This window comes from Shewanella sp. DNRA4 (assembly GCF_012843185.1).
GTDB lineage: Bacteria > Pseudomonadota > Gammaproteobacteria > Enterobacterales > Shewanellaceae > Shewanella > Shewanella xiamenensis.
Genome location: NZ_JABAIP010000003.1, coordinates 109,878 through 122,505, shown reverse-complemented (window position 1 = coordinate 122,505; position 12,628 = coordinate 109,878). Strand labels below are relative to the sequence as shown.

10 protein-coding genes and 1 pseudogene are annotated in these 12,628 nt (G+C 47.6%); 8 read left to right on the top strand and 3 right to left on the bottom strand.

Annotation, left to right across the window (positions count from 1 at the left end):
* Positions 1-131 precede the first annotated feature (131 nt).
* Together alr and dnaB are read right to left on the bottom strand one after the other, a co-directional pair.
* Positions 132-1,208 (bottom strand): alanine racemase, encoded by a 1,077-nt coding sequence (alr, locus tag HG547_RS04210; RefSeq protein ID WP_037422110.1) that lies wholly within the window; start codon positions 1,206-1,208, stop codon positions 132-134.
* 76 nt (positions 1,209-1,284) lie between these two features.
* The gene (dnaB, locus tag HG547_RS04205; protein ID WP_037422109.1) at positions 1,285-2,691 is read right to left on the bottom strand and encodes a replicative DNA helicase; all 1,407 of its coding nucleotides are present in this window, start codon (positions 2,689-2,691) and stop codon (positions 1,285-1,287) included.
* Positions 2,692-2,814: 123 nt separating this feature from the next.
* Here dnaB and HG547_RS04200 point away from each other — a divergent pair, with 123 nt between their 5' ends.
* The 8 genes and pseudogenes from HG547_RS04200 to hydF form a co-directional block, all read left to right on the top strand.
* The gene (locus HG547_RS04200; protein WP_169547087.1) at positions 2,815-5,013 is read left to right on the top strand and encodes a S46 family peptidase; all 2,199 of its coding nucleotides are present in this window, start codon (positions 2,815-2,817) and stop codon (positions 5,011-5,013) included.
* Between the two features lie 634 nt (positions 5,014-5,647).
* The gene (hydA, locus tag HG547_RS04195; protein WP_055647694.1) at positions 5,648-6,880 is read left to right on the top strand and encodes an iron hydrogenase large subunit HydA; all 1,233 of its coding nucleotides are present in this window, start codon (positions 5,648-5,650) and stop codon (positions 6,878-6,880) included.
* A 12-nt stretch (positions 6,881-6,892) separates the two neighbouring features.
* Complete coding sequence (hydB, locus tag HG547_RS04190) at positions 6,893-7,213, top strand: iron hydrogenase small subunit HydB (RefSeq protein ID WP_023268564.1); 321 nt, start codon at positions 6,893-6,895, stop codon at positions 7,211-7,213.
* 13 nt (positions 7,214-7,226) lie between these two features.
* A complete protein-coding gene (locus tag HG547_RS04185; protein WP_047539320.1) occupies positions 7,227-7,910 on the top strand; it encodes a cytochrome b/b6 domain-containing protein in 684 nt (227 codons plus the stop codon).
* 69 nt (positions 7,911-7,979) lie between these two features.
* The gene (gene hydG, locus HG547_RS04180) at positions 7,980-9,419 is read left to right on the top strand and encodes a [FeFe] hydrogenase H-cluster radical SAM maturase HydG (protein ID WP_169547086.1); all 1,440 of its coding nucleotides are present in this window, start codon (positions 7,980-7,982) and stop codon (positions 9,417-9,419) included.
* The gene (locus HG547_RS04175; protein ID WP_169547085.1) at positions 9,420-10,058 is read left to right on the top strand and encodes a hypothetical protein; all 639 of its coding nucleotides are present in this window, start codon (positions 9,420-9,422) and stop codon (positions 10,056-10,058) included.
* The gene (gene hydE, locus HG547_RS04170) at positions 10,058-11,140 is read left to right on the top strand and encodes a [FeFe] hydrogenase H-cluster radical SAM maturase HydE (protein WP_211164543.1); all 1,083 of its coding nucleotides are present in this window, start codon (positions 10,058-10,060) and stop codon (positions 11,138-11,140) included. Before HG547_RS04175 ends, hydE begins: the two co-directional genes overlap by 1 nt.
* A pseudogene (gene hydF, locus HG547_RS04165) lies at positions 11,124-12,335 on the top strand ([FeFe] hydrogenase H-cluster maturation GTPase HydF); the annotation flags it as partial. The gene hydE and the pseudogene hydF, both read left to right, overlap by 17 nt.
* On the opposite strand, the gene HG547_RS20965 reads toward hydF, so the two are convergent.
* Positions 12,287-12,478: a hypothetical protein gene (locus tag HG547_RS20965; protein ID WP_140907819.1), complete on the bottom strand. Its 192-nt coding sequence runs from the start codon at positions 12,476-12,478 to the stop codon at positions 12,287-12,289. The pseudogene hydF and the gene HG547_RS20965 sit on opposite strands and share 49 nt — an antisense overlap.
* Positions 12,479-12,628 lie beyond the last annotated feature (150 nt).

Genomic DNA, 12,628 nt, shown 5'->3' with positions numbered 1-12,628 from the left:
GGTTGGCTGTAACGAGTACGCTTTGCTCGACTAGAGCGAACCTAATAGCCAAATCAGTAAATCGATTAACTGTATGCTAGATAAAGAAAAACGGCGCATTTGCGCCGTTTTGTCATTCTAATTTGAGCAAACTATGCTAAGCAAACAGCTACTCTTGGAGTCAGTTTAGTCACTAATTCATAGGCGATGGTACCAATGTGTTCGGCCACCTCCTCTACGGGTAAAGCCTGCCCCCAAAGTAGCACATCATCACCGACTTGATCCGCCGCATCTTGGCCTAAATCTACGGTTAACATATCCATAGATACCCGGCCAACAATCGGCACTCGGCGACCATTTATCCATACAGGCGTACCTTCAGGCGCATTCCGCGGATAGCCATCACCATAGCCAATAGCGACAACGCCAAGGCGAGTATCTTGTTTGGCTGTCCAGTAACAACCATAACCTACAGGTTGACCCGCTTTATGATCGCGCACAGCGATCAAACGTGAGACTAAGTTCATCGCGGGGATCAAACCATGGTTCGCACCGCAATCTCCTGTGACAGGAGATACGCCATAGAGCGCAATGCCTGGACGGATCCAATCCCCTTGGCTTTTAGGCCAATAAAGCGCACCCGCCGAGTTGGCTAAGGTTCTAAACCCAGGTAAATCCGCAGTTAACTGGTTAAAGGTTTGCATTTGTACTTGAGTGTAATGATTATCCGGCTCATCGGCACAGGCAAAGTGGGTCATCAAATGAACAGGTTTGGCAACATTTTCGCAGGCGGCCAAACGCGCATAAACCGCAGTGAATTGTTCAGGCGTGACCCCTAAACGATGCATCCCCGAATCGACTTTTAGCCACACGGTGACAGGCTTCGTTAAGTTTGCCTGTTCTAACATCTCGATTTGCGATTCGTGGTGCACCACAGTATCGATATCGTGCTCCACCAACAAAGGTAAGTCGGTGCTGCGAAAAAAGCCCTCCAGCAATAATAAACGCGCCTTAATACCACCTTCGCGCAGTTCTAATGCCTCTTCCAAACGGGCTAAGCCGAAGCCATCAGCAGTATGTAAACAATGAGCGACATTTAATAATCCATGACCATAACCATTGGCTTTCACCACCGCCATCACTTGGCTGCTGCTCGCCTGTTGGCGTAAAACGGCGAGGTTGTTTTGCAGTGCAGTACTGCTAATTTCTGCTCGAGGAAAAGGTTTCAAAATTTGCCTTGTCTATTTGGAAATGTCTGGAAATAAAAAGAATACATAAGCTTTGCTTATCTTCTAACACCGGGAATTAATCTTCTTCAAACTGAGGACCTGCATAGTTATCAAAACGGGAAAACTGGCCTTGGAAGGTCAAGCGCACACGTCCAATTGGGCCGTTACGCTGTTTACCGATAATGATTTCCGCCGTGCCCTTATCGGGAGAGTCGTTGTTATACACCTCATCACGGTAAATAAACATGATGAGATCCGCATCCTGCTCAATAGAACCTGATTCACGTAAGTCCGAGTTCACAGGGCGTTTATCGGCACGTTGTTCGAGCGAGCGGTTAAGCTGGGAAAGTGCGATAACGGGGATTTCTAATTCTTTAGCTAATGCCTTAAGAGAACGAGAGATTTCAGCAATTTCAAGGGTACGATTGTCCGATAATGCCGGCACTTGCATCAGCTGCAAGTAGTCGACCATGATCATCGATAATCCGCCATGCTCGCGGGCAATACGGCGGGCACGGCTGCGCACTTCTGTCGGCGTTAAGCCTGAACCATCATCGATATACATCTTGCCTTGCTCAAGCATAATGCCCATGGTCGAGGATACCCGCGCCCAATCCTCATCATCGAGTTGTCCGGTACGGATTTTGGTTTGGTCAACGCGCCCTAAAGAGGCCAACATACGCATCATGATCTGTTCTGAAGGCATCTCGAGGCTGAAAATAAGCACGGGCTTGTCTTCATTCATCGCCGCCTGTTCGCACAGGTTCATCGCAAAGGTCGTTTTCCCCATCGACGGACGCGCCGCCACGATGATCAAGTCGCCGGATTGAAAGCCTGCTGTCATTTTATCGAGATCAGTAAAGCCACTCGATACCCCGGTTACACCATTGTGTGGATTGTTGTAGAGCTGCTCAATCTTATCAACGGTTTTTTCCAGAATGGTTTTGATGCCTTCAGGGCCTTCGTTAGCATTGGTGCGCTGCTCAGCAATTTTAAAGACTTTGCTCTCAGCTAAATCGAGTAGAGCGCTGGAATCGCGGCCTTCAGGGTTATAACCCGCATCGGCAATCTCATGGGCAACGCGGATCATCTCGCGTACGACTGCGCGCTCACGGACAATTTCAGCATAGGAAACAATGTTGCCCGCACTCGGGGTGTTTTTGGCAATCTCGCCCAAGTAGGCAAAGCCGCCCGCTTCTTCGAGTTGGTTTTCAAGCTCAAGCTGTTCAGAAACCGTAATTAAGTCGATAGGTTGGCCTGTTTCGACTAAACGGTGCATGGCGGCGAAAATCATCCGGTGCGAGCGAGAATAAAAATCCTCCTTCACTACGGTTTCAGCCACTTTATCCCAAGCGTCGGCGTCTAACATGAGGCCGCCTAATACCGATTGTTCAGCCTCAATTGAATGCGGCGGTAGCTTGAGGCTATCGACCTGCAAATCCCTTGGCTTACTCTTAGGCTTAAAAGCACCTTGTTGTGACATTAACACTCCCGATTTCCAACAACTTAACAAAATATGATATAAAACCCCGTCAAGCAAACAGGTGGTTTACACAGGCCTGTTATCTCACCCAACGGATACTCAAACTAAAAATAAGGAAAGAACATGCGTATTGCATTGGTTGCAGCCTTAGTACTGACCTCTGGCATTGCAACAGCCGATGAAGGGCAATGGCAACCTTATCAAATGCCTTCTATTGCAGACAAACTCAGCGCGCGTGGAATTGATATTCCCGCAGATAAGCTGGCCGATCTCACCAGTTATCCAATGAACGCCGTTGTCGGGCTGGGCTATTGTACCGCCAGTTTTGTCTCGCCCCAAGGGCTAGTTGTGACAAACCATCATTGTGCCTACAAGGCGATACAATATAACACTAAGAAAGAGCATAACTATCTCGAACAAGGCTTTTTAGCCACTTCAATGGATAAAGAACCGTCGGCCGGTCCCAATGAGCGTTTATACATCACCGAAGCCGTGACCAATGTCACCGCTGAGGTCACCAAAGACTTAAGCCAAGATCCACTCAAATGCTACGAAGAGATTGAGAATCACAGCAAATCCTTAATCAAAAGCTGTGAAGCCGATGATAACTACCGCTGTAACGTTCGCAGCTTCCACAATGGCTTGGAATATTACCTCATCAAGCAATTGATGATCCGCGATGTGCGCCTAGTGTATGCACCACCTGAAAGTGTTGGTGGTTACGGTGGTGATATTGATAACTACGAGTATCCACGCCACTCGGGTGATTTTGCCTTCCTACGGGCTTATGTGGGTAAAAACGGAAAACCTGCGGCTTTCAGCGAAGATAACATTCCTTATACGCCCAAAAGCTATTTAAAAGTGAACGCCGATGGCGTGAAAGCTGGCGATGGCGTTTTTGTGGCAGGCTATCCTGGCACGACCAACCGTTACAATCTCACTAGCGAGCTTAAATTTGCCAGTAATTGGTTGTATCCAACTCAGGCAAAACGCTATCAATTACAGATTGATACTATCGAAGCCATGGGTCAGGAAGATGCCGACATCGCGATTAAATATGCGGGCAATATGGCGTCTATGGCGAACCGGATGAAAAAGCTCAACGGTCTGCTGGCGGGCTTTAAAGCCACGGATATCATCGGCATTAAGCAGCAGCGTGAAGATGACTTTCTGGCTTGGTTAAAGAAAAACTCTAGCCTTAATCAAAATCTTATCAGCGAACTAGAAGTGTTACTGGCCGAGCAGCAACTGCAAACCCAAACCAATTATCACTTCACCAACGCCCAATCGAGCACACTGCTCACCGCGGCCAACAACCTCTACCGCTTAGCGAAAGAAAAGCAAAAGAGTGATGCCGAGCGTGAAATCGGTTACCAAGAGCGCGACTTAGCCATGTTCAGCTCGCGCTTAAAACGTATCGACTCTAGTTTTGATGTCAAAGTCGATAAAACCCTCTGGTTACAAGATTTAAATGCTTATTTATCGCAGCCAAACCGTGTTGCGGCCTTAGACAATATGCTGAATTTGGACGATAAAAACGTCAGTCTAGAGGCTAAACTTGATGGCCTGTATTCGCTGACCACTCTGACAGACCAAGCGCAGCGTTTGGCCTGGATGGACGCCGATGCCAAGGCCTTCGAAACCAGCAGCGATCCGTTTATCCGCCTTGCCGTCGCGCTGTATGACACCAATATGGCCCAGGAAAAAGCAGAAAAAATCCTTGCAGGTAAATTGTCTACCGCTCGCCCAGCCTACATGGCAGCCGTTATCGACTACTACAAAGCCAACAACTGGCCAGTGTATCCCGATGCTAACGGTACGCTACGCATCAGCTACGGTATGGTCGATGGTTATCAATCCCGCGATGCGCTGTACAAACAGCCATTTACACGTCTTGATGGGATAGTAGCTAAGCACACCGGTATTGAGCCCTATAATGCCCCGAAAAAATTGCTCGATGCGATTCACGAGCAACGTTTTGGCGATCACTTAGTGAAATCTGTCTACCAAGATCCCCGTGGCTGGATTTGCCGTCTGTTCTCTTGTTTGGACAAGCCAGAAGAATTCAACTCAGTACCAGTTAACTTCTTATCGAGCGTAGATACCACAGGTGGCAACTCAGGCTCACCCGTATTTAACGGCAAAGGGGAACTTGTAGGACTTAACTTCGACTCCACCTACGAAGCGATTACTAAGGATTGGTTCTTCAATCCCACCATCACCCGTGCCGTGCACGTGGATATTCGTTATATCCTATGGATGATGGATGAAGTTGACCATGCCGATAATCTGATTAAAGAACTGGATTTAGTAAGAAACTAATTATTATTAATCTGTCATGATTAATGATAATGGAATTAACTAATATGAACCGTTTAATTTAATCAATATAAATTAAGCATCTTTAAAAACCGTCCAAGGAATATTCCTTGGACGGTTTTTATTTTATGTAATTTATCAATTTGTGATCTGCCGCATTATCAATTCACCAAAAACTCAATCAAAGTATCTTAATTAGTATTATTTAAAGCAAGACCACACATGGACAATTTGTCTAACCTAAAAATAAAATCCAGTGATAAAAACCACATTAACCAACAAATTTCAATCTAAGCCTTTAAAACATCACAAATAGTGGTAGGTAAACACAAAAAGAAAAATAACACACTGTATTTAAATAAAAAAATATAAAAATCACCACTATAAAATTAACCAAGATTGTTATTTTTATTTCTCAAAAAAACTCAAAAAACGCAAATAAAACTATTAAAAACACCTGTTTTATCAAAAACCATAAAACTTGATCACCATCATGTTTTTCATAGGTTCAATTTCCTATCATCCAGCCGCCTAAAATTTCACAAATTAAATGTAACCGTCAACATAAGCACTTAACAAACACATTAAATAACACTGAAAATATAATTCAGGTTGAAAATGAGGAACGCAAAATTCTATGACAGCGACAACTTATCAACCAGGAGAAATCCAAGGGCTGATCAAGATTAATGCATCCAAATGCAAAGGATGTGATGCTTGCAAACAGTTCTGCCCAACCCACGCCATTAATGGTGCCTCGGGTGCAGCGCACTCTATCGATGAAGATAAATGTTTAAGTTGCGGACAGTGTTTAATCAACTGCCCCTTTAGCGCCATTGAAGAAACCCACAGCGCCCTTGAAACCGTGATTAAAAAACTCGCCGATAAGAATACCACCGTCGTTGGCATTATCGCCCCTGCGGTACGGGTGGCGATTGGTGAAGAATTTGGCTTAGGCACGGGCGAACTGGTGACAGGTAAACTCTATGGCGCCATGAATCAGGCGGGCTTTAAGATTTTTGATTGTAACTTTGCCGCCGATCTCACCATTATGGAAGAAGGCAGTGAGTTTATTCATCGCCTCCATGCCAATGTGAAAGGTGAAGAAAATGCAGGTGCATTGCCGCAGTTCACCTCCTGCTGCCCGGGCTGGGTACGCTACCTCGAAACCCGCTACCCTGCACTTTTACCCAACCTGTCAACCGCCAAATCGCCCCAGCAAATGGCCGGAACGGTTGCCAAAACTTACGGCGCCAAGGTGTATCAAATGCAGCCGGAGAATATTTTCACCGTCTCTGTGATGCCTTGTACCTCGAAAAAACTCGAAGCCTCACGCCCCGAATTTAACTCGGCTTGGCAATATCATCAGGAACACGGGGCTAACACGCCTTCGTACCAAGATATTGATGCCGTGCTCACCACAAGGGAAATGGCACAGTTACTCAAACTGCTTGATATCAATCTCGCTAATACCGCGGAATATCAAGGTGATAGTTTGTTCTCTGAATACACAGGCGCGGGCACTATTTTTGGTACAACCGGCGGGGTGATGGAAGCGGCACTGCGTACCGCCCATAAAGTGCTGACTGGCGCTGAAATGGCTAAGTTGGAATTTGAACCCGTACGTGGATTAAAAGGGGTGAAATCAGCCTCTGTCAGCCTGTTTGATACCCAGCTTAAACAAAATGTGACCGTCAATGTCGCCGTAGTGCATGACATGGGCAACAACATCGAACCCGTGCTACGCGATGTGATGGCAGGCACCTCTCCCTACCACTTTATTGAGGTGATGAACTGCGCAGGTGGTTGCGTTAACGGTGGAGGTCAACCTATTGAGGGTAAAGGCTCTTCATGGCTTGGTAACATTTAACGGGAAACAGAAATGAACAAGAAAAAACACCTATTTGCCGAGGACAGTTTCTTTCTGTCACGCCGTAAATTTATGGCTGTCGGTGCCGCGTTTGTGGCTGCGCTCGCGATCCCTATCGGCTGGTTTACCAGCAAGCTTGAGCGCCGGAATGAATACATTAAGGCCAGAAGCCAAGGGTTATATAAGGACGATAGCCTAGCGAAAAAACGTGTCAGCCACGCCAACCCCGCGGTTGAAAAGTACTACAAAGAGTTCGGTGGCGAGCCATTAGGACATATGTCCCACGAGCTGCTACACACCCACTTTGTCGATCGCACTAAATTAAGCTCTTGATTGGAGATGAGAAATGCATCAAGAACATGATATGAGACCCATTTTAAAACATCCGCTAAACGTCAGGATCTTCCACTACATCCTGCTGCTCAGCTTTTTGCCATTAGCCGCGACAGGTTTGTTATTGTTTTTTAAACCGCTTTCCCAAGAAGGTATGCAGCTAACCTATGATGTGCACATTATTGCAGGGATTGTTATGGCCCTCGATGCCGTGGCATTTACCATCATGGCATTCGATCGAGTGGTACTGTTTATCGCCCGTGTGTTTAGTTTCTCAGGGCGCGATGTGAAATGGTTTATGGTGTTAGGCGGCTACCCACAGAAATTCTTACTGGGTAAAAAAGTGCCTATTCCACCGATGAACAAATACAACTCAGGCCAAAAACTCTTTGGTGCCTGCGTACTGATTGGCGGCACACTATTAATCCTCTCCGGTTTAGTGCTATGGCTTATCCCCCACGCTGCGCCGCGGGATATAGTGTGGTTTTTAGGTCAGGCCCATTTAGTGTCAGGCTTAGTGTTAACCGCCTTCTTGCCTGTGCATTTATTCCTCGCGGTGTACCGCTTTGATGATTTCAAGGCCATGATGATCCACGGTAATGTGCCTTACCATGATGCCGCTGAGTACACCCCTCTGTGGGTTAAAAATGAAATTGCCCCCGTCGCCACTAACGGTGAACAACTGACAAGCAAATAGCTAAGTCTCCAGCGGCAGTTGCTCACAACTGCCGCATTTTCGCATTCATACTCAAGGGCATAGATAACCATGAGCACACACGAGCATCATTCCATTACCGTCACTGACTATAATCCCAACGTCAGCTTTATCGACGATCAAGCGATTTGGCAGACCATTGACGACGCCAGTAATCCAAGTCGCGAGCAAGTCCTCGCCATTCTCGACAAGGCGCGCCAGTGTGAAGGCTTAAGCATTAGCGAGACCGCCATTTTGCTGCAAAACCAAGATAAAGCCTTGGATGAAGCACTCTTTGCCGTTGCCCGTGAGATTAAGAACACTATTTACGGCAATCGGATTGTGATGTTTGCGCCGCTGTATGTATCGAATCATTGCGCCAACAGTTGTAGTTATTGTGGCTTTAACGCCGATAACCATGAGCTCAAACGTAAAACCTTAAAACAGGATGAGATCCGCCAAGAGGTTACGATCCTTGAAGAAATGGGTCACAAACGGATCCTTGCCGTTTATGGCGAGCATCCACGCAATAATGTGCAAGCCATTGTTGAAAGTATTCAAACCATGTACAGCGTTAAGCAAGGCAAGGGCGGAGAAATTCGTCGAATCAATGTCAACTGCGCGCCAATGAGTGTGGAGGACTTTAAGCAACTTAAAACCGCGGCGATAGGCACTTATCAATGCTTCCAAGAAACCTATCATCAAGACACCTACAGCCAAGTCCATCTTAAAGGTAAAAAAACCGACTTTTTATACCGCCTCTACGCCATGCACAGGGCGATGGAAGCAGGAATTGACGATGTCGGCATCGGCGCGCTCTTTGGCCTGTATGACCATAGATTTGAGCTGCTCGCCATGCTCACCCATGTTCAGCAACTCGAAAAAGACTGTGGCGTTGGCCCACATACCATCTCCTTTCCGCGGATTGAACCTGCCCATGGTTCGGCTATCAGTGAAAAACCGCCCTATGAGGTCGATGATGACTGCTTTAAGCGCATTGTTGCCATCACTCGCCTTGCCGTGCCTTATACCGGGCTGATTATGAGCACGCGGGAAAGTGCGGCGCTGCGCAAAGAATTGTTAGAACTCGGGGTTTCACAAATCAGCGCAGGCTCGCGTACCGCACCGGGTGGCTATCAAGACAGCAAACAAAATCAACATGATGCCGAGCAATTCAGCCTTGGTGATCAACGAGAGATGGACGAAATCATCTATGAATTAGTCACCAACTCGGATGCAATCCCCTCCTTCTGCACGGGTTGCTATCGCAAAGGGCGAACTGGCGATCATTTTATGGGATTGGCCAAACAGCAGTTTATTGGCAAATTTTGCCAGCCTAATGCCTTGATCACCTTTAAGGAATATTTGAACGATTACGCCAGCGATAAAACCCGTGAGGCAGGTAACGCCCTGATAGAGCGAGAACTGGCTAAAATGAGCCCGTCACGGGCGCGCAATGTGCGTGGCTGCTTGCAAAAAACCGATGCGGGTGAACGGGATATCTATCTATAAATGGCATCTTATCTATTCTCAGATCTCGGCGTGCAGTTGCATTTCGGCCTTAACACTAGCGCCTTACTCAATGCGATAGAACGCGCTGATGAAATCGTGCTACACGCGGCCATTTACAGTAATTTTGCCGATAATGCCGTAGGGCAGTTGTTATTGCAGCGGCTACAAAACGCCAGCTTAAAGCAACTCACCCTCATTAAACTTGAGCCCACTCGTCTATGGCGGGATGAGTTTGCCACCATCCTAAGGCCCGAGATGCCGCTGCAAGAGGTTGAGCAGCTGTATGATATTTCCCGCCACTGGTGCGCTGAGCTTAAAACGCAGTTTCCTGAGACAGTCAATTTAGTTTCGACCCAAGCGCTACCACTGCAACCTATATTGCTGATTGGCGATAGACTCTTTGTCGGCCACTACGCCCATAGCCATACCACTTCAGCTCAGGGGCTTTGGCTGGAGTTTGATGCTATTGCTTTAGGCCTTGCACCAAACAGCTTAATCGATTGGTTTGATACAGGCATCCCTAGTGAGCAAAACTCAGCAGTAGAAGTGGCCCTAGGCCGTTATGTTGAAGAATGCCGCTGCGCAGTGGGCGATCTTTGGTATCAGAGCTTGATTGAGCTAGATAAAGGGCGTAACTAATGATCACTCGCCCTAGCCCGCCAGCGCCAGTCACTCAGCCAACGTCCGTTAAACCGACCTTGCTTAAGCCCACAGCGTTTTCCTATGCCGAAATCCTTTTGCTACTTCAGGGACAAGACGATGAATGGTTGTTTAGTCGCGCCCAGCTCGCCACTGAATTGCAATTTAATCAACAGGTGTATTTACGCGGCATTGTCGAGTTTTCGAATCACTGTCGTAACCACTGCCATTACTGTGGTTTACGCACCGAAAATCGGCAGGTAACACGCTATCGACTCTCGAACGAAGAAATCCTTAACGCAGTGGATAGCATTGCCGAGCTGGGACTAGGTACTGTGGTGCTGCAATCGGGGGATGACTTTAACTACAGCGGCAATCGTATTAGTGCCCTTATTACTGAAATTAAACGTCACCACAATTTAGCAATTACTCTGTCACTGGGTGATCGCAAACATCAAGAGCTGGAAAAATGGCGCGAAGCGGGCGCAGATCGCTATTTGCTCAAAATGGAAACCTTCGACCGCGACCTCTTTGCTCGGTGTCGCCCTAAAGCCAATTTTGGCGAGCGCATTGCAAGGCTAAATTATCTTAAGTCTCTGGGATATCAAACTGGCTCAGGGATTATTGTCGATTTACCGGGAATGACGGATGCGATTTTAGCGTGTGATATTCAGCATTTATCGGAGTTGCAGCTCGATATGCTGGCCTGTGGCCCCTTTATTGCCCATCACCAAACACCGTTTGCGACTTCCCCCAATGGCAGCGCCCTTAAAAGTCACAGGGTGAGTGCCATTTTGCGATTGATGAATCCGGGGGCGAATATCCCTGCAACCAGTTCCCTCGACGCCCTCGAAAAAGGCGCAAGGGAACTGGCACTCAAACGGGGATGTAATGTGCTTATGCCCTCCTTCACCCCAGCACAAGTCAGTGGCGATTACAGCATCTATCCGGGAAAAAACCAGCAACAAAACCCAGCCGCAGAGCGACTTAACCAAGTCTGCCAGCAAATTCAATGCCACGCGCTAATCCCCTGCTTTAGCCGTGGTGATTCAAAAAGGACCCAATATGTGTCAAGGCATTAATCCACAAGAGCATAGCCAAACCCAATCGGCACCAAGAGGAATGCGCTACCATATCGCCTTGGTCGGTCGGCGTAATTCGGGGAAATCCTCCCTACTTAATATGCTTGCAGGGCAACAGATCTCCATTGTGTCCGATATTAAGGGCACCACCACGGATGCCGTAGCCAAGGCCTATGAGTTACAACCCTTAGGGCCAGTGACCTTTTACGATACCGCTGGCATAGACGATGAAGGGACATTAGGTGCAATGCGAGTGAGCGCCACTCGCAGAGTGTTGTTTCGCTCCGATATGGCACTCTTAGTCGTTGACGAACAGGGATTGTGCCCCTCAGACATGGCATTAATAGATGAAATACAGCAATTAGAAATGCCAATACTCGTGGTATTCAATAAAGCCGATATCTGCCTCCCCAAAGCTGAGGATATTGCCTTTTGCCAGACTCAATCCTTACCCTTTATTGTCGTTTCTGCCGCCACAGGTCTTGCGGGTAAACAGCTTAAGCAGTTGATGGTCGAATTAGCACCTGCGGAGTATAAGCAGGAGCCGCTCCTAGCGGGCGATCTCTACCAAGCGGGGGATGTCATTCTCTGTGTCGTCCCTATCGATATGGCCGCACCTAAGGGACGATTGATCCTGCCACAGGTGCAGATACTGCGTGAGGCGCTTGATCGCAGCGCCATCGCAATGGTCGTCAAAGAAACAGAACTAACGCAGGCATTATCAGTGGTTACGCCTAAGCTGGTGATTTCTGATGCTCAAGCGATTAAGCAAGTCGCCGCCACAGTGCCAGACGCAGTCCCTCTCACCACCTTCTCAACCTTATTTGCCCGATTTAAAGGCGATTTAGCCGTTCTCGCTGCGGGAGCTGATGCTTTAGATAAATTGCAAGATGGTAATAAAGTGCTCATCGCCGAAGCCTGTAGTCACAATGTGCAGGAGGACGATATTGGCCGAGTTAAACTTCCCCGCTGGATAAATAGCTACACCGGCAAACAACTCGAGTTTGTAGTTACATCTGGGCACGACTTTCCCGATGATTTAGAACAATATGCCCTCGTCATCCACTGCGGCGCTTGTATGTTTAACCGCAATGAAATGCTCCGTCGCATCCGTGAATGCCAACGGCGGCAGGTGCCTATCACTAACTATGGGGTGGCGATTTCTAAATTGCAGGGCGTGCTACCGCGAGTGCTTATACCAATCGTATTAAATATCTGTTCATTCAGCGGGAATTCAACGCGCTTTAGACAAGGCGAAGGCTTGAAGGCATAGTGGTGCTCTGTCGAAAGCCTTAAACGCAGTATAAAGCGCGTTGAAACCCGCCCTTTGGGAGCCACACAGGCATCCCACTCCGGTGTTGCATTGACTTAAAAGGGAATGACCATTTCTGCGTCAATGCTCCTGGGATTGAAATGCCTGTGAGGCTCTGAACTGATTAGATATTTAATGTGATTGGTATTACGCCTTTTAACCGCAATCCTCAGCAA

Excerpts from the sequence above, each read along its gene's own strand:
- HG547_RS04185 (WP_047539320.1), top strand. The coding sequence starts at position 7,227 with ATGCATCAAGAACATGATATGAGACCCATTTTAAAACATCCGCTAAAC.
- hydE (WP_211164543.1), top strand. The coding sequence starts at position 10,058 with ATGATCACTCGCCCTAGCCCGCCAGCGCCAGTCACTCAGCCAACGTCC.
- HG547_RS04200 (WP_169547087.1), top strand. The coding sequence starts at position 2,815 with ATGCGTATTGCATTGGTTGCAGCCTTAGTACTGACCTCTGGCATTGCA.
- hydA (WP_055647694.1), top strand. The coding sequence starts at position 5,648 with ATGACAGCGACAACTTATCAACCAGGAGAAATCCAAGGGCTGATCAAG.
- HG547_RS04175 (WP_169547085.1), top strand. The coding sequence starts at position 9,420 with ATGGCATCTTATCTATTCTCAGATCTCGGCGTGCAGTTGCATTTCGGC.
- hydG (WP_169547086.1), top strand. The coding sequence starts at position 7,980 with ATGAGCACACACGAGCATCATTCCATTACCGTCACTGACTATAATCCC.
- dnaB (WP_037422109.1), bottom strand. The coding sequence starts at position 2,691 with ATGTCACAACAAGGTGCTTTTAAGCCTAAGAGTAAGCCAAGGGATTTG.
- hydB (WP_023268564.1), top strand. The coding sequence starts at position 6,893 with ATGAACAAGAAAAAACACCTATTTGCCGAGGACAGTTTCTTTCTGTCA.